Source organism: Shewanella sp. 10N.286.52.E4 (genome assembly GCF_041468785.1).
GTDB classification, from domain to species: Bacteria; Pseudomonadota; Gammaproteobacteria; order Enterobacterales; family Shewanellaceae; genus Shewanella; species Shewanella electrodiphila.
This window is the reverse complement of the sequence record NZ_JBFRJJ010000011.1, coordinates 149,640-175,654: the sequence shown is the minus strand read 5'-3', so window position 1 is coordinate 175,654 and position 26,015 is coordinate 149,640. Positions and strand designations below refer to the sequence as shown.

Here is a 26,015-nt window from a genome sequence, read left to right as displayed (position 1 = left end):
ATTACGTCTGAATTAAAGCCAAACTGGCAATCTCACTTTCAGAAAAGTGGTGGGTCGTGAAGGATTCGAACCTTCGACCAATTGGTTAAAAGCCAACTGCTCTACCAACTGAGCTAACGACCCATCTTTGTTAATTAGATTAAGTGAAGACTATAAATAGAGTTCAATCAATCTGTCATCAAAATAAGTTAATCTAACCTGTTTAATGACCCCAGAACGTCGCTCCGTTCTGAGGGCGCCTATAATACCTTTTTCATCTTCTCATGCAAGCGCAATTTATGGTTTTTTTGCCGTTTGCACTAAAAATAAACTAAGAGGCTGTTTTTTAGTTAAATTAGGCTTATAAAGCCGACAGTTGTTGTTGTGCTAGTCGAGCGGAGGCACTATTGGCATATTCTTTTAATACACGGTTATAGAAAGTCTTTGCTGTAGCACTATCACCTTCTTTCTCTGCGATCATGCCTAGCTTGACTAAACTATCACCACGCTTATTAGAATTAGGGTATTTTGTCACTACAGTATCAAAAGCTTGCTTAGCTTCAGCAAACGTTCCTTTATTAAATAATAACTGACCAAGCCAATAATTAGCATTCGCTGCATAAGTGGAATCTGGGTATTGTTTAATAAAACCACTGAAGGCAGGAATCGCTTCATCGTACTTTCTTTCTTTCAATACTAAATTAACCGCTTGCTCATAGCTTGCCGTTTCACCTAGCGTCGAGTTTGATGAAGAACCTGCACTTGAATCTGCAACAGTAACTGTTGTTGACGCTGCACTTGCTGATAAATTGGCAATTTCTTCGTAGAGCTGACGTTGACGTTGAAGCATTTGACTAATTTGGTAATCTTGCTGCTCATTAATGCCACGCAAATCGAGAACTTCACGTTGTAATGCATCTAAACGTTGTTGTGCTTCAAATTCAGTTTGTTGTTTCGCTTTAATAATACGCTCTAAACGAGAAATTCGATCATCATTTGACCCACTAGCAATATCTTGTACTGGTGCTGGTGCCGCTGTGGCGCCTGCAGCTACAAACATTGCAGCAACTAAAACAGCATGTTTCATCAATAAACTCCTAAACTGGCCAGCTAGGCTGGCCTTCCGTAAACGTCAGTTCTTTTAACGTTATTAATAAACTAAAACACCACGACGGTTTTTAGCAAAACCACTTTCTGAGCGAGAAAAATCTAATGGCTTTTCTTCACCATAGCTCACTACGCTCATTTGGCTTGCTTGAACGCCCATGCTTTGTAAGTACTTAGCAATGGCTTTGGCACGGCGCTCGCCTAAAGCGATGTTGTACTCAGGCGTACCACGCTCATCTGCATGACCCTCAATAAGTACTCGAACGTTTGGGTGTTCAACTAAGTAGTTACCGTGTGCTTGGATAATTGCAGCATTTTCGCTTTGCACTTCACTGCGGTCGAAGTCAAAGTAAATAATGTTTTGAGCGCGTAATTCTTCTTGCTCAACACGTTGCTGCTCTTCAGGGGTTAAAATAGGTGCAACGCCACCAGTTTCAACACCACCAGAACCATATTCACCGCCAGTTGTCGTGGTAGTAGTACCACTTGTAGAGCCACTCGCGTCAGTTTCAGATTCTGAAGTTGTGCTACATGCACCTAATGCCATAACAGGTACAACAACTAACATAGCTTTAAACAACTTATTCAGATTCATGGGTAATCCTTAATTAATTTTATAGAAATGGAGACCAGGCAGGCGATTTCACTTCGCCTTGGCCCGCTGGTAGTCTTGCTTTAAATCGTCCATCCATAGATACCGCTGCTAACACTTGTTTACCGCGGTAAGTAGTACCATAGATAACCATGGTTCCATTTGGTGCAATACTCGGTGATTCATCAAGTTGAGTCGAAGTCAGCACTTGCATAAAGCGAGTTTTAAGATCCATTCTCGCAATATTGTATTTACCATTAGTACGGTTAACAAAAATCATACTACGACCATCTGGAGTAATAGTACCACCTAGGTTCCACTCTCCTTCAAATGTGACGCGTGATATTTTACCTGTGCTTAATTTTACTTGATATATTTGTGGTTTGCCGCCACGTTCAGACGTAAAAATTAGCGATTGACCATCAGGCATCCAAGAAGCTTCGGTATCAATGGCATAATGATTAGTCACACGTTTTAATGCTCTCGTGGCAATATCAATAACATAGATTTCTGGCTGACCATCTTTAGATAAGGTAACAGCAAGTTTTTTACCATCTGGAGAAAAGCTAGGTGCACCATTAATGCCATTATGAGAGCTAACTTTTACTCGCTCTTGGGTATAAATATCCTGAACAAAAATTTCCGCTTTACGGTTTTCAAAACTCACATAAGCTAAACGACGGCCATCAGGTGACCAAGCAGGTGACATTAAAGGTTCAGGAGAACGTAGCAACATTTGCTCGTTATACCCGTCATAATCAGAAATCATCAAATGATATGGTGATTTTTCACCTTGTTTGACAACAACGTAAGCAACTCGACTTAAGAAAGCACCACGAATGCCTGTGAGTTTCTCATAAACGATGTCGCTGATACGGTGACCATATTGTCTAAACTGTGCTTCACTAATGACAGTTTCACGACTTTCCAGCAATAAATCGCTTGATGGCATTGGACCTTTATCAGTTTGCAGTTGAGCTTTCACTAAATCAATCAGATCGAAGCTAACTAAATATTGATTAGTACCATATGGTTTTATCGAGCCGACTAATAACGCTTCTGATTCAGTATCGCCCCAACCTGTCGCAACAAACTCTTTAACAGTACTAATATTGGCCTGTGGTAACCCACGTGCATCAAGTGGGCTAAAAGTACCACTTCTAGCTAAATCGCTATTCACGACATCACTGATCTGCTCTGGTGCTGGCCCTGTTCCCTGCCAAACAAAAGGCATAATCGCGATGGGTCTTGCGGCGTCAACCCCTTCAGTAATAACAATATCTAATGCTGCGTTAGCGGTAGTACTGGTGAAAAGTACCAATATCGTTAACCATTTTGCCAAAATCTTCATGTGACTCCTTTAATTAAATTCCGGTGATACGGTTAAATTAATTTCTTTCATTTTTTCATAGACATCTGGTTCAGAAGAAACCGGTAAACGTCCAGCGTTGTTAATTGCAGCCTTCGCCGCACGGCAAACCACAGGATCACCGCTTACAGTTTTACTCGAAGTAACAAAGCCATCTTTAGCCAAGCGAACATTGACTACGCAACTTTTTCCTCGCATTGACTCATCAACAATTAATCGTCGCTGTATCGCAGATGTAATCATAGCGGTATATTTATTGACTTCACTTACAACCTGTCTGCTACGAGCAGCTGATACCGCCACTTGCTCGGCAGCCATCGCTTCCGCCATTTCACGCTCTTGACGAGCACGTTCCGCTTCTTCAGCCTTACGCTTTCTTTCAGCTTCTTCTTTACGTTTACGCTCATCTTCACGTTTTTTAGCCGCAGCAGCTTCTTCCGCTTTACGTTTTTCAGCGGCTTTTTTCTCAGCAGCTTGACGTTCAGCTTCTTGCTTTTTACGTAAATCTGCAGCTTTTTGTGCCTTAGCTTTTTCTTCTGTTTCTTTAAGCTTGGCTGCTTTGGCTGCGTTATTAGCTTTGAGTGTTTCTTGCTCTTTTAACTTTCGCTGATTTTCAAGCTGTTTAATACGCTCTTGCTCTTTACGTACTTCATCTTTCGCTTTGCGGGCTTGTCTATCTAGCTCTGCTTGACGCTCTCGCTCCAATTGCTGAGCATCAGCGCGTTGCTTCTTCAATTTTTCCGCATGTTCGTTAATACGTTGCTGATCAACCACCACTGCTTGCACTATTGGCTCAGATTGCTGTGCTTGTGGTAAATGCTTTGGTTTATCATCAAAGCTAATGCCTAATGCTAACGCCACAATCACACCGACATGAACACCAGCAGAAATGGTAATGGGTAAGGTTAATTTAGATTTAGCAGTCACTAAATTACTCCTTAGGTGAATCAGTCATTAAGCCAACAGCTGGCACACCTGCGCCTTGCAAGCTGACCATTAACTGAATCACATTTTCATATGGAATTCGGCGATCTGCTTTAACAACCACAGGCCTTTCAGGTTCAAGCAATATCATTGCCCCAACTTGAATTGATATTTCATCCAATGAAAGTGGATCGTCATTTGAGCCACTGCCCACATTTAAGAAGTACTCACCAAATTCGTCTATCGACGCGACAATCGGTGGCTTACTTTCAGCAGGCAAAGGCTCTGCTTCACCTTGAGGTAATTCAACTTTGACACCTTGAGAAACAATAGGCGCGGTAACCATAAATATGATCAGCAGCACCAACATGACATCAATATAAGGTACAACATTGATTTCGGCGACCGGACGACGGCGCTTACGTTGATACATTACACCGCTTCCTTCTCACTGTAGGCTTGGCGTTGCAATATGTTAGAGAACTCTTCCATAAAGTTAACGTGTGCCATTTCAATCTTTTCAACTTGTGTAGAGAAACGGTTATAACCAATTACTGCAGGAATAGCAGCAAACAAGCCCATGGCTGTCGCAATCAAAGCTTCAGCAATACCTGGAGCAACCATTGTTAAAGTCGCATTTTCAACAGCGCCAAGTGCAATGAATGAGTTCATGATGCCCCATACTGTTCCAAACAAGCCAATGTATGGGCTAGTAGAACCAATGGTAGCGAGTAAAGGAAGGTGAGTTTCTAAGCGCTCAACTTCACGGGATAAACTCACTCGCATAGCGCGCGTTGTTCCGTCCATGACAGCTTCGGGTGACTTACTATTAGCCTGACTTAAACGAGAATACTCTTTAAAGCCTGCGACAAATAAAGCTTCAAGACCTGAAACCCCTTCATTTCTAGCTGACAATTCTTTATACAATTTATTTAAATCTACACCAGACCAAAATGTATCTTCAAACTTCACTGATTTAGCGCGTGCACTATTAAGTAACTTGCGGCGCTGAATAATCACAGCCCATGAGGCGATAGATAAGCATAATAAAGTTAGCATCACTAACTTAACGAGAACACTTGCCTCTAAAAAAAGACCGATAAAAGAAATTTCAGCTTGCACGATTAAACTCCTGCACAATATTTAATGGGATAGCTCTTGGTCGCATACGTGATAACGCGATACAAGCGACAATAATAGTGCCTTCACAATAACAGTCGCCTTTATCATCAAGCAAACGCTGCTTAAATACCAAAGAGGCTTTTTTCAATTCTATGACCTTAGACTCAACAAATAAGTTCTGTTCAAACCTTGCTGCAATACGAAAATCTAATTCAGCATGCTTAACAACAAAAGCAATATCCTCTGCTAACAGTTTACTTTGTACGATTCCCATGGACTTAAGCCACTCTGTACGGGCACGTTCAAAGAAATTTAAGTAGTTAGAATGATAAACTACCCCACCAGCATCGGTGTCTTCATAATAAATAGAAATAGGCCATGTAAACATAATAAGCGATTGTGAATTTTGCGTAATAAAAGATGGCTTACTATACCGAGTACCACAACGCTTGTGAACAAAATGACTGGGTAAAGCAGGCTTTATTTTATGGTTCGATGCTTAATTTGCCATTAAAAAACCCCTTTTGCAGGCATAAGCGTAAGAAATGAAGAAACTTTAATGTTAACCCTTGATATATTTACATTCTATTAACTTATATTGAAGCAAGCTTGATTCAAGAATGGACAAATTATCAGCAACACATTAATTAATCTATCGCTCTATCTCAATCTCCTGCGCCATTCAGCCCACCCAAATATCCATGGGTATACTTATAAATACTAATCATGACAACAAGGCAGATCTTTAGACCATGTTTTCGATGGCGATTTATACAGGTTTTCATACATTAGAAACTGGGGGTTCCAGCAAGCTTGAGCTTTCAGGTGACGTAATCAATATTGGTATTTAGCAAAATCAGCTTCGAGTTCTCTATACTTATATTGAAAGTAGCTTTTTTAAAGTCGCTTTGTATTTAAGTCGCTTTCTTTAAGTAGCTTTCTTTAAGAAGCTTTCTTTAAGAAGCTTTCTATTTAAGAAGCATTCTATTTAAGAAGCATTCTATTTAACAAGCTTCGAATATAAGCAACTCTGCGTGTAAGTCGCTTGGAGTAGAAGTAACTTTGTATGTACCTAGCTTTGGATATATAGAATATCAGTTTGGATAAGTTAATTTATTGCTTTTATCGATAATAAACTCGTGCTTCCTCGTAAATAGCGATGCTACCAACACAGATAAAATCAGCCCTCTGAATCAAGAATTAACGGCAACTGAATATTTAGTAAGCAAATTCATTGTTAAACAGTCAAAACGAACTGACATTATTCGCTTTGATAACTTATCCAATATTGAACAGCCTAATCAATTAGTGATCTCTATCACCATTTCAACCAACGCCCCTAATTACACAGGCTTTTAAAGTAAATTAAATATCAAAAAATATTATCAATCATGCTTGGCATGCTGAGATTTAACAATTGTATATCATAGCTAAAAAGGCAGAATTCGACTAAATATGCACTCAGTACGCTTATAAAGTTTATTTTATTCCATTTTGAACACTTTAATGTGATTACGGTAAAAACCCCCTTTAAAAGTTATATTAGTTTTACTAATGATAAACTGAAATTTTTCTAGTTTGTCAGACTAGAGTAAAATCTCTAATATGCATCTTGTTTTCAGGACATAGCTAATTTAGTTATTGAAAACCAAGAACTCCAAGATGATGTACCCCAATACCTCATCTTATCCCTGGTTCTTATGCTTGACTTCCTTCCTTGAATTTGTGAATACAAATTGTTTGGCCCGCTTATTTTAAGCGGGCTTTTTTTTATCTAAAATTTAGCATTTACAAAATCTCAAATAATCACTTTTTGATAGGCATAGAAAATGGCTTAGCTGGGTTTGCTAAACCATGATCAATACGTAGATATTTTATATTTTTTTTTAAGTAAAGTGACTTGGGGAACTTTCAAATAATAAATCAGCCAAATCTCGCCAGCAAGATTAAATGCTTTTTGATATTTTTATCACAACACGGCGATTTCGCGCTCTTTCTTCAACAAGGTTATTTGAAGCGACATGTCGCCTTTCGCCATGGCCTGTTTTATGAATACGGCTTTCTTCAATGCCGCTGGCAACGAGTAAGTCGGCAACAGAGTCTGCACGACGCTCAGATACTCTTTGGTTTATTGAGCGTCCACCATAACTATCTGTATATGCATCAACAAAGATTAATTCAACATCAGAGTCATAGGATAAGTACTCTTGGACACGATTAAGTTGCTGTTTAGAAAAACGGGTTAAGTTAGTTCCGCCTTCCTCGTAATTTAACACGGTAAAAGCGATATCATCAAAACCATAAGGTAATAAGGTTGATAGGCATGAACGAAATTGTCTGTATTGACCACCAAAATTTGCAGCCGACAAGCCGACAGCGACTTTATCATTTTGATTATACCAATCAGCATAGTAAAACGTCGGTTGCATACCTTTACTTAGCTCAGACAGCATAGACCAAGCTGCTTGTTTAGGTACTTCACCATTAAACTGCTTTTGATACTTAAGTTTGGTAATAGCTTTCTCATTAACCCCTGGACGCCATTGAGGCGCTTTGCTGATTAATTCAGCATTTGTCACTTGATCAGGCTTGTTCCACATATCGAGGGTAAAGTTAAGGTTTAAGTCTTTACCTGCTCGACTCGTAAACACAGCCTTACCATAATCAGGAATATCATGCTCTAAGCGGCATTCAATTGGGCTGTTTTGGCTGATGCGCCACATTGAGTCGTCTAGAGACGCAACATAGTGTTGTAGATCAGCTTGTGCTGAACATACAAAGCCTAAGCTCGATAAAAGAATTGCTTTACGCCACATAAAAACACCCTGTTTGATGGTCACAATTCTATATCGGCATAGTTTTATTATTCTTTAGCAGAGAAATCACACAATCAAACATGACACTTGGCCACAGTTTTAGCATAATAGCCGACATATTAGAGAATGAGGTTTTTAATGAGCGATATCTGCGACGCAAACAAATTCAAACACCGCTTTAGAGGCTACTTTCCAGTTGTTATCGATGTCGAAACAGCAGGATTCAATGCCGCAACTGATGCGTTGCTAGAAATAGCGGTCACCACCCTTAAAATGAATGCCGATGGCTTTATCGAGTTAGATAAAACCCAGCACTTTCATATTGAGCCATTTGAAGGGGCAAACCTTGAGCCTGAAGCATTAGCATTTAATGGCATTGATCCAACTAACCCATTACGCGGTGCGGTTGATGAAAAACAAGCATTCCTAGAAATCTTCAAAAATGTCAAAAAGGCTCAAAAAGCCGCTGATTGCCACCGCTGTATCATCGTTGCGCATAACGCAGCATTCGATATTGGCTTTATAAATAAAGCGATTGAGCGAAATGATTTGAAACGTTCTCCGTTTCACCCTTTCGCCACTTTCGATACCGCAACGTTAGCAGGTCTCGCTATCGGACATACTGTACTTGCTAAGGCATGTAAAATGGCAGGTATAGATTTCGATAATAAAGAAGCTCACTCAGCTTTATACGATACCGAGCGTACCGCTGAATTATTCTGTTATATCGTCAATAAATGGAAAACATTGGGTGGCTGGCCAATGGTGAGTGAAGAAGCTGACGAAGTTGAAGTAAAAGAAGACTCAGAAAGCTAATCACAATCTAAAGACACAAAAAAAGCTGCCTAGGCAGCTTTTTTGATTTCTAACTATCGCTATTAAAGCTTGTCAGAATTGTCTTTTAAGTAAGAAGCAACACCTTCAGTTGTTGCAGTCATACCTTTATCGCCTTTTTCCCAACCAGCAGGACAAACTTCACCGTGCTCTTCGTGGAATTGTAGCGCGTCAATCATACGTAGCATTTCATCAACGTTACGACCTAATGGTAAGTCGTTCACTACTTGGTGACGAACTTGGCCTTCTTTGTCGATTAAGAAAGATGCACGGAAAGCAACACCAGCTTCTGGATGCTCAACATCGTATGCTTTACAAATTTCGTGCTTAACGTCAGCAACTAATGTGTAGTTAACTTCACCGATACCGCCTTTATCTACAGCAGTATTTCTCCAAGCGTGATGCGAGAACTGAGAATCGATTGAAACACCGATAACTTCAACGCCACGTTTAGTGAACTCTTCAATACGATGATCAAATGCAATCAACTCTGAAGGACACACAAAAGTGAAATCTAGTGGGTAGAAGAAAACAACTGCTGACTTACCTTTAATCGCGGTAGATAGATTGAAACTATCAACGATTTCACCAGTACCAAGAACCGCTGCGGCAGTAAAATCTGGGGCCGGACGGCCTACTAATACGCTCATTTTATATCTCCATCTATGGATTGAAAAAAACTTAAAAACAATGCCTGTTAAACTGAGTAGCATTATACCCAAACAAAAGCATTATGCGAGGTTGCTCACACATTTGCTTTTGCCTGATAAAAAAATGTACCTTGCATATTTGCGGTATACCTTACCCCTAATTGCTTAAAGAAATAAGTCTTTTAAGATGAAATTTGGTTTACATGCTGAAAAAACACGCCAGAACGATATTGGCCAGAGACAAAAGATTAATTTCAACATAGTGACAGGCCTTGTTACATCAATGAAAAAACCTCCTTACATGCCTACACTTTTTGTAAACTCATTAGAGATAAACTGGACATGGCCTTTGATACAGACAAGAATAACTTCACTATGTCTACCAAATAACAAAACTTAATAAGAATAAATTAATATGAATGCGGTCGTAATTGCTGTCACCTTAATGCTTGCATTAAGTCTCATGCGTGTGAATGTTGTCATCGCGCTTACTGTAAGTGCACTTGTTGCAGGTCTCGTTGGAGGCTTAGATATCCATCAGACAATCGCAGCTTTTAATGACGGTCTTGGAGGCGGAGCACAAATTGCGTTAAGTTACGCCTTACTTGGCGCGTTTGCAGCCGCTTTATCACATTCTGGTTTAACGACCTTGATATCGCACAACATCATTAAAAAAGTAGGTAAAGAGCCAAACAGCACAAATACTCTAGTAGTGCGCTGGTTATTACTTGCATCAATATTGTTGATGGCCATAAGTTCTCAAAATATTTTACCGATTCATATCGCATTCATCCCAATTTTAATACCGCCATTACTGCATGTATTAAGCAAGCTACAAATAGATAGACGTCTGGTTGCGTGTATTATCACTTTTGGCCTTGTTACAACTTATATGATTCTACCAGTTGGCTTTGGTGGCATTTTCTTAAATGACATCTTACTTGCCAATTTAAACAACAACGGTCTAGATGCGGTTAAAGAACAAATCCCAGCGGCTATGTTACTGCCTGCATTAGGTATGATAACTGGTCTACTTACTGCAGTATTTATTACCTACCGTAAGCCGCGCGTTTATAAAGCCACTGATATTACAGTAGAGCAAGAAGTGGTAGGCATTAATAAAAAGACCATCATCATTTCTTTAATTGCAATTTTGGCTACCTTAGTGGTTCAGCTACAAACAGATTCAATGATTTTTGGTGCACTAACCGGTTTTATCATCTTCCGCTTCTCAGGCATCATTAAGCCAGATGTAAGACAAGATATGTTCAACCAAGGTGTATTAATGATGGCCAACATTGGCTTCATTATGATTGCAGCTGCAGGTTTTGCTGCTGTGGTTAAATCAACCGGTGAAGTCAGTACTTTAGTCACCTCGCTTGGTGACATCATTGGTGACAACAAAGCCTTAGCCGCATTACTAATGTTGGTTGTTGGTTTGTTGATTACCATGGGGATTGGCTCGTCTTTCTCAACCATTCCTATTATTGCCACGATTTATGTACCTTTAGCATTAACCTTCGGTTTCTCTGTGGCGGCAACTATTGCATTAGTGGGAACAGCTGCAGCATTGGGTGATGCAGGCTCACCAGCGTCAGATTCAACCTTAGGACCAACAGCCGGCCTTAATGCTGACGGCCAGCACGATCATATTCGTGACAGTGTTATCCCGACCTTTATTCACTACAACATTCCGCTAATCGGTTTTGGTTGGATTGCAGCCATGGTGCTGTAGTCGATTAAAAATTAACAACACCCAATAAAAAAGGAGCCATATGGCTCCTTTTTTAGTTATTAAATCAAACTTCTTAATAAGTAGAGTGATTTAACACTCTGAATTACTTAGTACCAAAAATCTTATCACCTGCATCACCTAAGCCCGGTAAAATATAACCTTGCTCGTTTAAGCAGTCATCAATAGATGCAGTGAATAGTTCGATATCAGGATGCGCCGCTTCTAATGCTTTAATTCCTTCAGGGGCTGCAACTAACACAAGTGCTTTAATTGATACGCAGCCACGTTTTTTCAATAAGTCGATAGTGGCAATCATTGAACCGCCAGTTGCAAGCATTGGGTCAACTACAATCGCTACACGCTCATCTACATTGCTTACTAACTTATCGAAGTAAGGCACAGGTTCTAACGTTTCTTCGTCGCGGTAAATACCCACAACCGAGATTTTAGCGCTAGGCATATGCTCAAGGACGCCATCCATCATGCCAAGTCCTGCACGAAGAATAGGTACTACAGTAACTTTTTTACCTTTGATCTGTTCAATCTCAACAGGGCCATTCCAGCCATTAATAGTGACGGTTTCTGTTTCAAAGTCTGCAGTTGCTTCGTACGTTAATAAGCTGCCTACTTCTGTAGCCAACTCACGAAAACGCTTAGTACTGATTTCAGCTTCACGCATTAACCCTACTTTATGACGAATTAACGGATGTTTTACTTCAACGACTTTCATTTTTGCACTCCTAATGATGAGATATTTTTCGCAAATTGTTCAAATTCTAGTTTATTTATTCTCTTTATAAAACATAAAGTTTCATAATTGCAGCCAATCTCACGCTAAACAGCTAAAACCATTACAGAAAACTGTTTTCATAATCGGATAAACCTGAAACATGACTTTCGACGCCTATCACAAGCTGATAGAATAGCGCCGCATAAAATCCCATAAAACGATGTACCTTAGAGGATCCTCCGTGAGCACTCCTACACCACTTAGCTATAAAGACGCTGGCGTTGATATCGATGCTGGTAATGCATTAGTCAATAACATTAAATCTGCGGTAAAACGCACTCACCGTCCTGAAGTCATGGGCAACCTAGGTGGTTTTGGCGCTCTTTGCGAATTACCAACGAAGTACAAACACCCAGTATTAGTTTCAGGTACTGACGGTGTTGGAACCAAGTTACGTTTAGCCATTGATTACAAAAAGCATGACACTGTTGGTGTTGATTTAGTTGCTATGTGTGTAAATGACCTAATCGTATCTGGTGCAGAACCTTTGTTCTTCCTAGATTACTACGCAACAGGCAAGTTAGATGTAGAAACGGCAACTTCTGTTGTCAACGGTATTGCTGAAGGTTGTCACCAATCAGGCTGTGCATTAATCGGTGGTGAAACTGCTGAAATGCCAGGCATGTATGAAGGTGAAGACTATGATTTAGCAGGCTTTTGTGTTGGTGTTGCTGAAAAAGAAGCAATCATCGACGGCACAAAAGTTAAGTCTGGCGATGCATTGATCGCTTTAGGCTCTACAGGTCCTCATTCAAACGGTTACTCTTTAGTACGTAAGGTATTAGAAGTGAGCAAAGCGGATCCACAACAAGATCTCGCTGGTAAGCCACTAATCGAACACTTATTAGAACCGACTAAAATTTATGTTAAGCCTTTACTTAAGCTGCTTGAACAAACTGAAGTTCATGCAATGGCGCACATCACTGGCGGCGGGTTCTGGGAAAACATCCCACGCGTATTGCCAGATGACTGTAAAGCGGTAGTCAAAGGTGACTCTTGGCAGTGGCCCGTTGTCTTCGACTGGTTAATGGAAAACGGTAACATCGAACAATTCGAAATGTACCGCACCTTTAACTGTGGTGTCGGCATGATTATCGCCCTTCCTGCTGAAAAAGTAGAATCAGCATTAGCACTGCTAACAGCTGAAGGCGAAAATGCTTGGTTAATCGGCGAAATTGCAAATCGTCAAGGTGACGAAGAGCAAGTGGAGATTAACTAGATGCCTGTATGCTGTCGCGTTCTCGTTCTTATTTCGGGTAACGGTAGTAACTTACAAGCCATTATTGATGGTTGCGATGATAACGTAGACGCTGAAGTTGTTGGCGTTATCAGTAACAAGCCTGATGCCTACGGACTCGTCCGTGCTCATCACGCTGAAATCAATACTAGTTGTGTTATCGCTCGCAAGGATGAAAGCCGTCAGCAGTACGACTCTCGCTTACAGCAAGCCATTGAACAGTATCAACCTGATTTAATTGTGCTTGCTGGATTTATGCGTATTTTATCTGATGAATTTGTTAGTCAATATATTGGGCAGATGGTGAACATCCACCCTTCTTTATTGCCTAAATATGCTGGTTTACATACTCATCAAAGAGCACTAGATGCAAAAGATAAAGAACATGGTGCAAGTGTTCACTTTGTTATTCCAGAACTGGATGCTGGACCTGTAATTTTACAGGCTAAAGTACCAGTTTATGAAGACGACACTGTAGAAACATTATCTAGCCGTGTTCATGAGCAAGAGCATGCTATTTACCCTCTTGTGGTTAAATGGTTTAGTTTAAATCGACTTAAAATGTTAGAAAATCAAGCCTATCTTGACGACCAATTGATTGGTATTCATGGCTATGCGCCTGATTAAATCGATTTAGAATAAAGCCACAAACAAAAAATCTCGCAAATGCGAGATTTTTTATTATTTGATATTTGGCTTTTTAAAATGCTTACCTAACAGGTAAGTCCATCCCTGCGAACATTTCATCGATTAATTGTTGGTCACGTAGTGCCACCGCTTTTTCAACCACATCACGAGTTAAATGTGGCGCGAAGTTATACATGAAGTCATACATATAACTACGTAAGAAACTACCACGTCTAAAACCAATTTTTGTTGTACTGTGAGCAAACAAATGTCTTGCATCAATTGCCACTAAATCTTTATCTATCACAGGATCGATTGCCATCGATGCTATCACGCCAACACCCAGCCCTAATCTAACATAAGTTTTTAACACGTCGGCACTCGTGGCGCTGAATACCACTCTTGGTTCAAGTTCAGCTTTTTTGAATGATTTTTCAATTTCAGAAGCTTTATCAAAACCGAACACATAAGTGACTAATGGAAACTCAGCTAAATCTTCAATAGTTAACGTTTTACGATTGGCCAAAGGGTGATCGCGTGTAACGACTATAGAGCGATTCCAGTGATAACACGGCAGCATAATCAAATCGGAATACAAGTGCATCGCTTCAGTGGCAATCGCAAAGTCAGCATCACCACGGGCTGCTTGTTCACTAATTTGCGAAGGCGTTCCTTGGTGCATGTGTAAATTAACTTTTGGGTAGCGTTTAATGAAAGGCTTAATTACTTGTGGCAAAGCGTAACGAGCTTGGGTATCAGTTGTAGCAATATTCAACTCACCTTGATTTGGCTGAGTATATTCTTCTGAGACTTTTTTTATGCTTTCAACTTTGCCTAAAATATCGTTTGAAATATCAATCACTAATTGGCCAGCGGGTGTGACATGAGTTAAGTGCTTACCGCTACGACCAAAGATTTGAATGCCAAGTTCATCTTCAAGCATTCGAACCTGTTTACTGATCCCAGGTTGCGAAGTGTAAAGGTCTTCAGCCGTAGCTGAGACATTCAAATTGTGTTTTACCACTTCTGCAATATATCTTAGTTGCTGTAATTTCATGCTACGACCTTTACTTTATGCCAAACAGAGTTTGAATTTGGTTTTTTAAGACTTCTAATAAAACTAATCAATTTACAAATTATAGAACTAAAACTGTTTATAAAAAGACTCGTTATAGCTAAATGTTATATACGATCTAAAATATTAATGCAAACAGTAATAAAGAGATTGAGAATTTTGCATGTTCTAAGGCTCTAATGGTAACCTTGCGGACTCAGTCCAAAGTTATAGTAATTCTTAACAAATTGAATAACTTTTTTACGACACTCGCTGTGTCTTGCGCTAAGATATAACTACAAATAAGATAAAAGTGGTACTCAACCACTCTGCTATTAATTATTGAACGGAAACCATATGACCTTTACCTTGGTATTGATCCTGTTAGGTGCACTTTTTATCCTGATCATTGGTATCAGTGTTATTCAGCAACAAAAAGAACGCGCTGAAGCTGAACGCAGAATGGAATTAAAGCGCCATAGAGCAATCATCAACGAAACTGAAGCTGTTTTATCTAACACAGGATTAGCATCATTTCCCAGCAGCGTTATTTTAGTGCTTTACAAGCGAATCAATGAAGCACTGGAATTGTCGTTAACTCACCTAGAAAACCAGCCGCAACAAGCTGACTATCAACGACGCTTAGCTGATATTCAAAACCAAATAACGACACTCAGTTCTAGTCCATCTCAAGCATTAGCTATTGAAAATTTTCGTTTGCCTGACAATGACAAACAAATTTTAGAACTAGTGCAAATGCTTAAAAAGCTTAAGGCGATTATTCGAGCTGAGAACAACAAAGGTAAGCTGGACCCACAAGTCTTCGGTGAAGCTGAAAATCGAATTGATAGCTACCAACTACGTATTAACGTCGAGTCGATGCTTTCGCGTTCTCGCGCCGCTAACTCACTTAAACAGTTTGGTTCTTCTAAACAAATGGTGTCAAAAGCATTGGCAACATTGCAAGCCATTAAAGCTAAAACACCTAACGACCCATTTATTAGCCGCAAAGTGGATGAGGCAAAAGAGTTATTAGAAGAAATTAATTCTCAGCAAAAACAACTGAACCCAGATATTGCTAAAGCGCCTAAAGAGGATGAAGACGATATCGATATGCTGTTTCAGCCTAAAAAGAAGTGGTAATAGCAGCATCCATTATTCATTTAAAAAAGCCTCGAAAGAGGCTTTTTTATTGCGTAAATTAAAAGCTTGTTGAGCTACGCAAGAACTTACATTAACTAGGTTTCTCAAATTGAATACATATGTAGCCAAACACTCTACTTCTAGCTTATAAAGCGCACTCCTCAATCCCTAGTGCTATGTTTACTTCTAGTACAGTTTCCTACATTGACATACAAAATTCGCTGAAATCTTAAGTACAAAAAATGGGACCCAAAGGTCCCATTTTAAAATGCTAACTAAACTAGCTTCAGTTCAGATAAATTAAGAGGCTTTTTTCTTAGCCGCTTTTTTAGCAGGTTTTTTCTTTGTCGATTCGCTTACCCACTTACCACCGATAAACTTCGAAGACCAACCTGTTGCCTTGCCATCAACTTCAGTCGCAACGTATTGCTCCTTAGTTTTTCGGCTAAACTTAACAGCGGCTTTGTTACCATTATCATCAGTAACAGGCGCGTCAGCTAAGAATTGGTACTTTGGCCATAATTGGTCACGGTAAGTAACAAGTTCTTCAACTAAAGGCGCTCTTGTCTCGCGAGATTTAGGGAACGTACTTGCAGCAAGGAAAATACCTGCAGCGCCATCACGCAATACAAAGTGCGCATCTGATTTAGTACATTTTAAATCTGGTAAGAAAATTGGGTCTTCTTTCGGTGGCGCCGCTTCTCCGCTTCTCAGCAGTTTACGGGTATTCTTACACTCAGTATTAGTGCAACCAAAATACTTACCGAAACGACCATTTTTAAGTTCCATATCATTGCCGCACTTATCGCACTCAATGATTGGTCCTTCATAGCCTTTAATTTTGAACTGACCAGCTTCAATCTCATAACCTTCACATGTCGGGTTGTTACCACAAACATGTAACTTACGAGATTCATCGATTAAATAGCTGTCCATTGCTGTGCCGCATTTGCCACAACGATGTTTTGCACGTAATGCATCAGTTTCAGCATCTTCGTTATCGCTAACAGCCTCTTCACCAGGCGTTAAGTTCATGGTGGTTTTACAGCGCTCTTTTGGCGGCAATGCATAACCTGAACAGCCTAAGAATACACCTGTTGTGCCTGTACGGATCCCCATTGGGCGACCACAAGTCGGACACTTGATATCTTCAGCTAGTACCATCTCGTTAAGACGCATACCGCCTTCTTCAGGATCTAGTTCAGCATTTTTTAGTTGCTTAGTTAAATCACCGTAGAAACCATCAAGAACAGTTTTCCACTCCAACTTACCTTGCGCAACGTCATCGAGTGTTTGCTCCATGCTCGCAGTAAAGTCAAAGTTCATAATGTCACTGAAACTTTCGACTAAGCGGTCACTGACAATTTCACCCATTTTTTCAGCAAAGAAACGACGGTTTTCAACTTTGACATAACCACGATCTTGAATCGTCGAAATAATCGTTGCATACGTTGATGGACGACCAATACCACGCTTTTCAAGCTCTTTAACTAAAGACGCTTCACTAAATCGTGCTGGCGGCTTAGTAAAGTGTTGCTTTGGCAATAAATCTTTAAGATCTAATACATCGCCTTTATCTAGTGCTGGCAGCGTATTGTCTTCTTCGTTTTTCTTGCCCATTGGCGGCTGAACTTTCGTCCAACCATCAAATCGCAGCGTACGACCACTCGCTTTAAGCTCGTATTCGCCTGCAGTCACAGTTAAACGCGTCGCATCATATTTAGCTGGCATCATTTGACAGGCGACGAATTGACGCCAAATCAACTCATAAAGACGCTGAGCGTCTCTTTCCATATCAGTTAGAGATGCTGACTGAACGATGACGTTCGACGGTCTGATAGCCTCATGCGCCTCTTGAGCGCCTTCTTTACTTCCATAACGAAGTGGCTGTTCAGGTAAATACTTCTTACCGAACTCAGAACCAATCATATCTCGCACGCCTTCAACGGCTTCTTTACTCAAGTTTGTTGAATCGGTACGCATATAAGTAATATGACCCGCTTCATACAAACGTTGCGCCATCATCATGGTCTTCTTAACACCAAAACCAAGACGCGTACTCGCAGCTTGTTGCAAAGTAGAAGTAATGTATGGAGCTGAAGGTTTACTTGAAGTGGCTTTATCATCACGACCTGTGACAACAAACTTCGCATCTTTCAATGCATCAAGTGCAACTTGTGCTTGCGCTTCATTAATCGGGCTGAAAGCGGCCGACTGAAACTTAGCCACTTGCATTTTTAACTTGTGCTGCTCAGGTGTGGCTAAATCGGCATGAACATCCCAAAATTCTTCAGGAACAAAAGCTTTAATTTCGCCTTCACGTTCTACCACTAGTCGCACAGCAACTGATTGCACACGACCTGCTGATAAACCACGCGCTACTTTTTTCCAAAGTAACGGAGATACCATGAAGCCCACAACACGGTCGAGGAATCGACGCGCTTGTTGAGCATTCACCATATTAGTATCTAGTACTGATGGTTCACTAAATGCATCTTGAATAGCTGACTTGGTAATTTCATTAAAGACAACACGTTGATAACGAGATTCGTCACCACCAATGATTTCTTGTAGATGCCAAGCAATTGCCTCTCCCTCTCTATCCAAATCGGTTGCGAGATAGATATGGTCAGCATTTTCTGCAAGTGCTTTTAATTCTTTAACGACTTTTTCTTTGCCAGGTAATATTTGATATTTGGCTGCCCAGCCTTTTTCAGGATTAATCCCCATACGGGCTACTAATGCGCGTTTATCGCGTTGTAGCTTGTACTTGGCTTTTTCTTCAGGGGCCATTTTCCTAACTTCAGCAGGGGTTTTAGTCGCAACCTTGCTGTCAGGCGATGATGATGTAGGCAAATCACGGATGTGCCCTACACTCGATTTAACGATGAATTCTTTACCAAGGTATTTATTAATAGTCTTGGCTTTGGCCGGCGATTCGACAATAACTAGCGATTTACCCATAGTTTAATTTGCGCCAAAAAGTCTCTGATAGATTAAATTGGTTCCATATATAGAGTGTTGAGACGAATGTTTCAAGTAAATACCTCTATTATGTGCCCAGCGAGCCATTTTTTAATCAATTATAAAAAATGACAAAAAATAATATTGCGTTAATTAAAAGTAATATTTCATTATTTATGGTCTAGCAAGTAAAAGTTGTGCATGTTTAGTCACTTTTTCGATTTTTGCGACCAAAGTCACCGCTTGTTAAGGCCTATTTCATCAGTATACTGGCTGTATTCTTGCATTGCCTAGCAGCAAATGAACTCATTTTCACAACAATTTTTATAACAATAATAAATAAATTTAAGGATAATAAATGAAGCACTTCGAAGCGAACTTTGATGGACTTGTCGGACCAACCCATAATTATGCAGGGTTATCTTTTGGTAATGTAGCCTCATATAGCAACGCTGCGCAAGCTTCAAATCCAAAGTCAGCTGCCAAACAGGGACTGAAAAAAGCCAAATCTCTTGCTGACTTAGGCATGATTCAAGGTGTTTTAGCTCCTCAAGAACGCCCAGATTTATATTCACTTCGTCGTATGGGGTTCTCAGGTTCTGATGCTGAGGTGCTTAATCAAGCCGCTAAGCATGCTCCTGCGTTACTTAATGCATGTTGTAGTGCATCATCTATGTGGACCGCAAATGCAGCGACAGTGTCTCCTAGTGCTGATACTCGTGATGGCAAAGTTCACTTCACACCTGCAAACTTAGTCGACAAGTTACACCGCAGTATTGAACCTATCACTACTGGTAATATCCTCAAAGCGACTTTTAAAGACGAGCGTTTCTTCAAACATCATCAACATTTACCAGAACACGCAAGTTTTGGTGATGAAGGCGCGGCTAATCATACTCGCCTGTGTAATGATTACGGTCATTCAGGTGTTGAGTTATTTGTATACGGCCAAGAAGCCACAAATCCGAATGCGATAAAACCAACAAAGTTTCCAGCTAGACAAACATTAGAAGCATCGCAAGCTGTTGCACGTTTGCATCAGTTAGATGACGAAAGCAGTGTTTTTATCCAACAAAACCCTCATGTAATCGATCAAGGTGTTTTCCATAACGATGTTATTTCAGTAGGTAACCAAAATGTGTTGTTCTATCACGAACAGGCTTTTTTAAATACTGATGCGAAATTTGAAGAAATTCGCCGCAAAATGAATGCTGATGTTCACTTTGTTAAAGTTTCTACTGAACAAGTCTCGATAAATGATGCCGTTAAGAGCTACTTATTTAATACCCAAATTATCACCCTACCCAATGGCGAAATGGCAATCATTGCCCCAACTAACTGCCAAGAAAACCCTGCAGTATTTGCCTACCTAAATGAATTAGTCACGTTAGGCACTCCTATCAAACAAGTTCAATATTATGATGTAAAGCAAAGCATGCAAAATGGTGGCGGCCCAGCATGTTTACGTCTACGTGTTGCTATGAGTGAGTTAGAAGTATCAGCAGTAAATCAACATACACTTATGAATGATGCGTTATTCAATAAACTCAATGTTTGGGTAGATAAGCATTACCGTGACAGCTTAGAAGTAAAAGATTTAGCAGATCCACAACTTATTATTGAATCACGTACAGCATTGGATGAACTCACTCAAATCTTGAAACTTGGTAGTGTTTATCAGTTCCAAAAGTAATATCGATAGTTTTAACAGATAATCATTAATAATTTGATGAACTAAATATCTAGAAATAAAAATGCCGCTCATTGAGCGGCATTTTTAATTATTGAATTCATCAAGGTATTAACTACAAGATATTAATACCAATCGCGAACACTTCTGTAAGAACTCCCTGAGGAGTTTCTGTGGTTACAGAGAAAACGCCAGAATTAGGTTCATCCTCACCTTTTAATGAAACAGCAAAGTTTCTACCTCCATTATGGTTAGAACTTGGCCAAGTGATGGTAGAAGTACTTGTAACAGAACCAGCTGATGCCGCAAAAGTCACAGTAGTACCTGCAGGTAATTGCTGATTATGTAAATCAGACAGCGTAAACGCTACTGATGCGGAACCTTTACCAATTATCTGAATTGGATATGGAACTATTTCACCATCCCCATCACTTTGAACAGCCGAGTGTGATCTATCAACAACAATCGTATTTCCATTTTCGTCTAACCCGTAGTCTTCATCTACAATTAGTATTTCTTCAGGTAAAGTTGCAACAGCTGTACTTCCCGACATTACAATCACAATACTACGTCTTACGAACAAGGATTTCGAATCACTCACACCATCTGCACAACCAGCATGAACAGGATCTGAACAAAGTACACCATTATAAAGCCCATCAGCAGTATCAAAGACTGTATTCACATTAAAGTCTATTAGCTCTTCAAGCGCACCACCATCAAGACCTTTTAATGAGTCTGCAGCTTGTGGGTTAAATACCGTATCTTCGTTGTAATCATTAAATGCATCATCTAAATCAAATTTTTCACCAGTCACATCTGTACCGTTTAAAAACTCATTCATTTCATCAGCATCAAAACGACCATTACCATTTAAATCAGGGAAAGACTCTTCACCAATTGCTGTAGCAGTAATAGTGGCACGACCACCATATGGCTGACCGTAGTAATTACCATAGACAATATTGTCTTCTTCACAGGTAGGGTCTTCTGACTTGTCGGTTAACTTATAACACTTAAGGTTTTGAATTGGACTTAGTATTTGATTTCCTAAAGCATCGTAAAAACTTTTACCTTCTGGTCTTGGTAATTGTGAAGTCCACATAACAGAACATGCGCCATTGATAGTTTGGCATGCGTCTTCAATAGAACCACCTTCAGTAGTAAATGACACCGTCGTTCCATCAGGTACTGGGTTATTGAATGCATCAGCCATTCTGGCTGTCACTTCAACTTTTGCACCTTCATAATTCCAACCTTCTGCATTACGAATAGTTGAAGATAATGAGAAACTGTCTTGATCAGGTATACCTGTTGACACAACTAACTGACTTGATTGACTGGCGATAACAGGTGATGAGCCTTGAATTGTTCCAGTTACTCGAACTGATGTTGCAACCGTACCAGTTGTCACTACAGTTTGGACAATGCCATCGTTGTTTGTAGTCGCGGTAATTGGAGCAATAGATATACCGCCTACCACTGTATTTAATGAAAAGTTTACCGCCTGATTAGCAACAACGTTACTGTTTTTATCTAATACTTGAAACTTAACAACTGAAGACTCGATGCCACCAGTTCCTAAAATACCAATATTTTCAGGTTCTGCTGAAACAAAGACAATACTACCGATATCTGATTGCAATACATTGATAGTTGCTACTGCTGATAAACTAATGCCGCCCGCATTGGCAGTTACATTAATTTGATCTTCACCTACACAGCCTTGAGCAAGATAGGTTGATGTTGCAACACCATTAGATGATGAAACAGGAGAACTTAACTCAGCTTGAGCAGGGCTTTTAGTTGCACAAGTAGAAGAAAAGTTAACATCAATGGGTTGGTTGAATGGATTTCCAGCCTCATCTTGGATCAAAACAGAAACCGTTGCTGTTCCACCTGCTGATAAATCAGTAGTACTGACTTCTGCGACACCGCTAACAAATGGTGAGCCGCTTCCCATGACAACATTTGTTGCGCCTACAACAATAATTGTCTCACCTTTCTCTCCAGTATCCAGAGAAGCTGTTACAGTACCAGCGCCTAAAGAACTACCCGCATAAATATCTACAGAGGCCTTGTTCTCATCATTAGTTACAGCTGAAGTGATCGGTAAATCACCAATCTCTGTACTGAAAGAAACGATAGTAGGCTTATTAATGCCAGTAACTGTCGCAACTAGTACCCCTGGAACTAATGTACTGATCGTGTCAACTTCTTCACCTGCTGCATTAAAGAGTTTCAATGACACTTGAGCTCCACCGCCAGCTTCACCACCATCGCCAACCATGGTAAATGCTACTGTACCAGCTTCACCAGATTCGATACTTGCAGTCACTGAGCCCGAACCTGCTATTTCAGCTGAAAATAAATTAATCGTTGCGACACCATCTGAATTGGTAACCGCTGTTGCAGTCGAAACATCAAACGAGCCTAAATCAGCATTATTTAATTCAAATGTAACTAATTCTCCAGAAACAGCTCCCTCAGTCGAGCTGGTCACTGTGGCAGTTAAAAGAGTGCCAGTTGTAGCATCAACATTCTCAACAGATGATGTTAGTGTTATGCTGATAACTTCTACTGGATCGGTCCCTCCTCCACCATCATCAGAAATGCTTCCCCCACCACTACAAGCAAAAAGAAAAATTGAACTTAAAAGCGCTAAAAATAGTCTTTGTGCTGACCTCATTGTCAGTCTCCCTGTTACATTAAAATCGTACTTAAGATTTATAATAGTTACTTATCTCGCCATATTACACAAAATTCTGGCAACTTTTTTGTTACTCTACTGTTTTCTTCGGCATTTTTCCTTAAAAACTTTAACTTTTATGCCGTTTCATAAGATTTATTTTCCTGCTACGCTTTAAAAGATAAAAAATATAAATCATCAAAAATCGATGAATGAGATTGGAAGGAAGTAGTTTTGAATAAAAATAGTAAGCTTGGTTTAACAAGCAAGATCCTGATAGGTATGGGTGCGGGTATTCTTCTCGGATTGATTTTGAGAAACGTATTTCCAGATAGCCTATTTGTAAAAGATTATATTACTGAAGGTGTTCTACACGTTGTTGGAACCATCTTTATTTCAAGTTTGAAAATGTTAGTTGTGCCATTAGTTTTTGTTTCATTAGTTTGTGGTACTTCTTCCCTAAGTGACCCTTCAAAGTTAGGACGTTTAGGAGGCAAGACCATTGCCTTTTATATGTTCACGACAGCCATTGCACTCACCGTTGCGATTTCATTAGCTATCTTAGTTCATCCAGGTAACGCCTCGTTGGCAAGTTCAGCGATGGAATTCAGCGCTAAAGATGCACCAAGTCTTGCTGAAGTTGTGATTAACATCGTCCCAACGAACCCAATTGAAGCGATGAGCCAAGGTAACATGCTGCAGATTATTATTTTCGCAGTCATCTTTGGTTTTGCTATATCTCATATTGGAGAACGTGGTGCTCGAGTGTCTGCTTTATTTAATGATTTAAATGAAGTGATCATGCGCGTTGTGACATTAATCATGCAACTGGCTCCTTACGGTGTATTTGCGTTAATGGCCAAGCTAAGTTTGACCTTAGGCTTAGAAACATTAGGCAGTGTGGTTCAATACTTCTTCTTAGTTATTTTTGTATTGCTGGTACAAGCACTTGTCGTTTACCCAACATTACTGAAAACCTTTACGGGTCTAAACCCATTCATGTTCTTGCGTAAGATGCGTGATGTACAATTATTTGCATTCAGTACAGCAAGTTCAAATGCAACCTTACCGGTTACGATTGAAACCTGTGAACATCGCTTAGGTGCTGATAATAAAGTCGCTTCATTTACCTTGCCTCTAGGTGCAACTATCAACATGGATGGCACAGCCATCATGCAAGGTGTTGCGACGGTATTCATCGCGCAAGTGTTTGGTATTGAATTGAGCCTAATGGATTATGTTACTGTTGTCGTAACAGCCACATTAGCATCAATTGGTACTGCGGGTGTTCCAGGTGTTGGATTAATCATGCTTGCCATGGTACTAAACCAAGTAGGCTTACCCGTTGAAGGGATTGCACTTATTATTGGTGTTGACCGCTTACTCGACATGATCCGTACAGCTGTAAACGTAACCGGTGATTCTGTAGCAACAGTGGTTATTGCCAAATCTGAAGGTGAATTCAACGAAGAAACTTTCAATGACTCACAAGCAGGTAAAGTTGGTTCAAGCTTTGAAGAGCAAGTTAAAAATGCCTAATGGCAATTAACGAATACTAATAAGTTTATAATCAAAACGTTATTACAACCAAAGGCGCCGTATGGCGCCTTTTTAGTTTTTAAGATAACCTAGCCTGAGCCTATATTTTCAATACTTATATTTAAGTATATTTATTACACTTTAATTCGGATATAAAATGGATTTTGCTCTTCTATCAACGCTCGCTGTTATTCACTGTCTTGCACTCGTTAGTCCTGGTCCTGATTTTGCGATTATTGTAAAAACCTCAACCCAACAAACTCGACAAACAGCATTAATGTGCGCTTTTGGTATCAGCATCGCAATTTTAGTCCACAGTTTGCTGTCGCTTTTAGGGATTAGTTTAATGATCCAACAGTCAGAAATGGCTTATCTTGCAGTACAGATAATTGGCATTAGTTATCTTGCTTACATGGGATTTGGTGCATTAAATTCAGTATTAAAATCATTTAAAACACATTCAAACCCTTCTTCAGCAAATAACAATGCTGTAGGAGAAGACGTTGCGGAAGCGAATCTAGAGCCTAACATAACAAAAAATGTAAAAAGTAATATTGAAAAGGCTAATACTAAAACGGCTAATACTAAAAAGAGTAAAGTTTCAACAGAAAGCTTCAATGTACTCACTCCAGCAAAAGGGTTTCGTTTAGGCTTATACACCAACATGCTTAACCCTAAAGCACTGATTTTCTTTATCACTATTTTCACCGTTTTGGTGACCCCTCAAGTCACGACCGAGACAAAAGTCGCTGCTGCTAGCCTACTATTTATCTTGTCTTTATTTTGGTTTAGCTTTCTTGCGATAGTATTAACAAAGCCCGTGATTCAGCAAAAAATGGCAAAAGGTAGCAGATTAATCGATGCGATAACTGGTGTGATATTCATGGGCGTTGCTATCACGATTTTGGTTAGTTTACTAAATGACTATCTCGCTTAGTCGATCCGTTTACATTAACCCCTGCTAGAAATAGCTGCTTGTCGAACTAGCTATTAACAATTACAGTCAGTAATGGTTAAGTAAAGATAAGTTAATATTTTATCAAATTCATCGTAAGCAAATCGTTATTTAAGATTAACTTACTAATAACTAAACATTGCAAAATCGTTTTTTGTTCCTGAGCTAAATATCGAGTTCACACATTTATTTCTAAGAG

At 39.8% G+C, this 26,015-nt stretch carries 21 protein-coding genes and 1 tRNA gene; 8 read left to right on the top strand and 14 right to left on the bottom strand.

The window, feature by feature from the left end; genetic code table 11:
- Window positions 1-47 precede the first annotated feature (47 nt).
- The 9 genes from AB4153_RS06785 to AB4153_RS06745 all read right to left on the bottom strand — a co-directional run bounded on the left by AB4153_RS06785 (window position 48) and on the right by AB4153_RS06745 (window position 7,909).
- Window positions 48-123: transfer RNA gene (locus AB4153_RS06785), tRNA-Lys, on the bottom strand.
- Window positions 124-340: 217 nt separating this feature from the next.
- The gene (gene ybgF / locus AB4153_RS06780; protein WP_102528369.1) at window positions 341-1,066 is read right to left on the bottom strand and encodes a tol-pal system protein YbgF; all 726 of its coding nucleotides are present in this window, start codon (window positions 1,064-1,066) and stop codon (window positions 341-343) included.
- Between the two features lie 63 nt (window positions 1,067-1,129).
- Window positions 1,130-1,681, bottom strand: a complete 552-nt coding sequence (gene pal, locus AB4153_RS06775; protein ID WP_229368306.1) for a peptidoglycan-associated lipoprotein Pal — start codon at window positions 1,679-1,681, stop codon at window positions 1,130-1,132.
- Window positions 1,682-1,700: 19 nt separating this feature from the next.
- A complete protein-coding gene (gene tolB, locus AB4153_RS06770; protein ID WP_102528367.1) occupies window positions 1,701-3,029 on the bottom strand; it encodes a Tol-Pal system beta propeller repeat protein TolB in 1,329 nt (442 codons plus the stop codon).
- A 9-nt stretch (window positions 3,030-3,038) separates the two neighbouring features.
- Entirely contained in the window at window positions 3,039-3,974 is a 936-nt protein-coding gene (tolA, locus tag AB4153_RS06765) for a cell envelope integrity protein TolA (protein WP_371996802.1), read from the bottom strand.
- A gap of 4 nt (window positions 3,975-3,978) precedes the next feature.
- Complete coding sequence (gene tolR / locus AB4153_RS06760; RefSeq protein ID WP_102528365.1) at window positions 3,979-4,404, bottom strand: protein TolR; 426 nt, start codon at window positions 4,402-4,404, stop codon at window positions 3,979-3,981.
- Window positions 4,404-5,093, bottom strand: a complete 690-nt coding sequence (gene tolQ / locus AB4153_RS06755; protein ID WP_102528364.1) for a protein TolQ — start codon at window positions 5,091-5,093, stop codon at window positions 4,404-4,406. The genes tolR and tolQ overlap by 1 nt, the downstream gene beginning before the upstream one ends.
- Window positions 5,083-5,484, bottom strand: a complete 402-nt coding sequence (ybgC, locus tag AB4153_RS06750; RefSeq protein ID WP_102528363.1) for a tol-pal system-associated acyl-CoA thioesterase — start codon at window positions 5,482-5,484, stop codon at window positions 5,083-5,085. The genes tolQ and ybgC overlap by 11 nt, the downstream gene beginning before the upstream one ends.
- 1,555 nt (window positions 5,485-7,039) lie before the next feature.
- Window positions 7,040-7,909, bottom strand: a complete 870-nt coding sequence (locus AB4153_RS06745) for an OmpA family protein (protein ID WP_102528362.1) — start codon at window positions 7,907-7,909, stop codon at window positions 7,040-7,042.
- Window positions 7,910-8,047: 138 nt separating this feature from the next.
- Here AB4153_RS06745 and rnt point away from each other — a divergent pair, with 138 nt between their 5' ends.
- Window positions 8,048-8,725: a ribonuclease T gene (gene rnt / locus AB4153_RS06740; RefSeq protein WP_102528361.1), complete on the top strand. Its 678-nt coding sequence runs from the start codon at window positions 8,048-8,050 to the stop codon at window positions 8,723-8,725.
- 62 nt (window positions 8,726-8,787) lie between these two features.
- On the opposite strand, the gene AB4153_RS06735 is transcribed toward rnt, so the two are convergent.
- Window positions 8,788-9,393 carry a peroxiredoxin gene (locus tag AB4153_RS06735; RefSeq protein WP_102528360.1) on the bottom strand — a complete coding sequence of 202 codons (606 nt, stop codon included), beginning with the start codon at window positions 9,391-9,393 and terminating at the stop codon, window positions 8,788-8,790.
- A gap of 415 nt (window positions 9,394-9,808) precedes the next feature.
- On the opposite strand from AB4153_RS06735, the gene AB4153_RS06730 reads away from it, so the two are divergent.
- Entirely contained in the window at window positions 9,809-11,128 is a 1,320-nt protein-coding gene (locus AB4153_RS06730; protein WP_102528359.1) for a Na+/H+ antiporter family protein, read from the top strand.
- Between the two features lie 103 nt (window positions 11,129-11,231).
- Here the strand turns inward: AB4153_RS06730 and upp are convergent, their stop codons facing one another.
- Window positions 11,232-11,858: a uracil phosphoribosyltransferase gene (gene upp / locus AB4153_RS06725; protein ID WP_102528358.1), complete on the bottom strand. Its 627-nt coding sequence runs from the start codon at window positions 11,856-11,858 to the stop codon at window positions 11,232-11,234.
- A 241-nt stretch (window positions 11,859-12,099) separates the two neighbouring features.
- Here upp and purM point away from each other — a divergent pair, with 241 nt between their 5' ends.
- The gene (gene purM, locus AB4153_RS06720) at window positions 12,100-13,137 is read left to right on the top strand and encodes a phosphoribosylformylglycinamidine cyclo-ligase (protein WP_102528357.1); all 1,038 of its coding nucleotides are present in this window, start codon (window positions 12,100-12,102) and stop codon (window positions 13,135-13,137) included.
- Window positions 13,138-13,782, top strand: a complete 645-nt coding sequence (gene purN, locus AB4153_RS06715; protein ID WP_102528356.1) for a phosphoribosylglycinamide formyltransferase — start codon at window positions 13,138-13,140, stop codon at window positions 13,780-13,782.
- Window positions 13,783-13,864: 82 nt separating this feature from the next.
- Here purN and cysB read toward each other — a convergent pair whose 3' ends face one another.
- On the bottom strand, window positions 13,865-14,839 hold the full coding sequence (gene cysB / locus AB4153_RS06710; RefSeq protein WP_102528355.1) for an HTH-type transcriptional regulator CysB: 975 nt from the start codon (window positions 14,837-14,839) through the stop codon (window positions 13,865-13,867).
- A gap of 354 nt (window positions 14,840-15,193) precedes the next feature.
- Between cysB and AB4153_RS06705 the strand changes: the two genes are divergently transcribed.
- Window positions 15,194-15,979: a hypothetical protein gene (locus tag AB4153_RS06705; RefSeq protein WP_102528354.1), complete on the top strand. Its 786-nt coding sequence runs from the start codon at window positions 15,194-15,196 to the stop codon at window positions 15,977-15,979.
- A 300-nt stretch (window positions 15,980-16,279) separates the two neighbouring features.
- Here AB4153_RS06705 and topA read toward each other — a convergent pair whose 3' ends face one another.
- Window positions 16,280-18,943: a type I DNA topoisomerase gene (topA, locus tag AB4153_RS06700; protein WP_102528353.1), complete on the bottom strand. Its 2,664-nt coding sequence runs from the start codon at window positions 18,941-18,943 to the stop codon at window positions 16,280-16,282.
- 358 nt (window positions 18,944-19,301) lie between these two features.
- Between topA and astB the strand changes: the two genes are divergently transcribed.
- Window positions 19,302-20,636 carry an N-succinylarginine dihydrolase gene (gene astB, locus AB4153_RS06695; RefSeq protein WP_102528352.1) on the top strand — a complete coding sequence of 445 codons (1,335 nt, stop codon included), beginning with the start codon at window positions 19,302-19,304 and terminating at the stop codon, window positions 20,634-20,636.
- Window positions 20,637-20,748: 112 nt separating this feature from the next.
- Here the strand turns inward: astB and AB4153_RS06690 are convergent, their stop codons facing one another.
- A complete protein-coding gene (locus tag AB4153_RS06690) occupies window positions 20,749-23,322 on the bottom strand; it encodes a hypothetical protein (RefSeq protein WP_371996800.1) in 2,574 nt (857 codons plus the stop codon).
- Between the two features lie 234 nt (window positions 23,323-23,556).
- Here AB4153_RS06690 and AB4153_RS06685 point away from each other — a divergent pair, with 234 nt between their 5' ends.
- Window positions 23,557-24,861, top strand: coding sequence for a dicarboxylate/amino acid:cation symporter (locus tag AB4153_RS06685; RefSeq protein ID WP_102528350.1), 1,305 nt, complete (start codon window positions 23,557-23,559; stop codon window positions 24,859-24,861).
- Window positions 24,862-25,018: 157 nt separating this feature from the next.
- On the top strand, window positions 25,019-25,798 hold the full coding sequence (locus AB4153_RS06680; RefSeq protein ID WP_371996798.1) for a LysE family translocator: 780 nt from the start codon (window positions 25,019-25,021) through the stop codon (window positions 25,796-25,798).
- Window positions 25,799-26,015: the final 217 nt, after the last annotated feature.

Coding starts and splice junctions, on each gene's coding strand:
- AB4153_RS06690 (WP_371996800.1), bottom strand. CDS start 23,322: ATGAGGTCAGCACAAAGACTATTTTTAGCGCTTTTAAGTTCAATTTTT.
- tolB (WP_102528367.1), bottom strand. CDS start 3,029: ATGAAGATTTTGGCAAAATGGTTAACGATATTGGTACTTTTCACCAGT.
- tolR (WP_102528365.1), bottom strand. CDS start 4,404: ATGTATCAACGTAAGCGCCGTCGTCCGGTCGCCGAAATCAATGTTGTA.
- pal (WP_229368306.1), bottom strand. CDS start 1,681: ATGAATCTGAATAAGTTGTTTAAAGCTATGTTAGTTGTTGTACCTGTT.
- topA (WP_102528353.1), bottom strand. CDS start 18,943: ATGGGTAAATCGCTAGTTATTGTCGAATCGCCGGCCAAAGCCAAGACT.
- astB (WP_102528352.1), top strand. CDS start 19,302: ATGAAGCACTTCGAAGCGAACTTTGATGGACTTGTCGGACCAACCCAT.
- AB4153_RS06680 (WP_371996798.1), top strand. CDS start 25,019: ATGGATTTTGCTCTTCTATCAACGCTCGCTGTTATTCACTGTCTTGCA.
- AB4153_RS06705 (WP_102528354.1), top strand. CDS start 15,194: ATGACCTTTACCTTGGTATTGATCCTGTTAGGTGCACTTTTTATCCTG.
- AB4153_RS06730 (WP_102528359.1), top strand. CDS start 9,809: ATGAATGCGGTCGTAATTGCTGTCACCTTAATGCTTGCATTAAGTCTC.
- AB4153_RS06745 (WP_102528362.1), bottom strand. CDS start 7,909: ATGTGGCGTAAAGCAATTCTTTTATCGAGCTTAGGCTTTGTATGTTCA.
- upp (WP_102528358.1), bottom strand. CDS start 11,858: ATGAAAGTCGTTGAAGTAAAACATCCGTTAATTCGTCATAAAGTAGGG.
- rnt (WP_102528361.1), top strand. CDS start 8,048: ATGAGCGATATCTGCGACGCAAACAAATTCAAACACCGCTTTAGAGGC.
- purN (WP_102528356.1), top strand. CDS start 13,138: ATGCCTGTATGCTGTCGCGTTCTCGTTCTTATTTCGGGTAACGGTAGT.
- ybgF (WP_102528369.1), bottom strand. CDS start 1,066: ATGAAACATGCTGTTTTAGTTGCTGCAATGTTTGTAGCTGCAGGCGCC.
- cysB (WP_102528355.1), bottom strand. CDS start 14,839: ATGAAATTACAGCAACTAAGATATATTGCAGAAGTGGTAAAACACAAT.
- AB4153_RS06735 (WP_102528360.1), bottom strand. CDS start 9,393: ATGAGCGTATTAGTAGGCCGTCCGGCCCCAGATTTTACTGCCGCAGCG.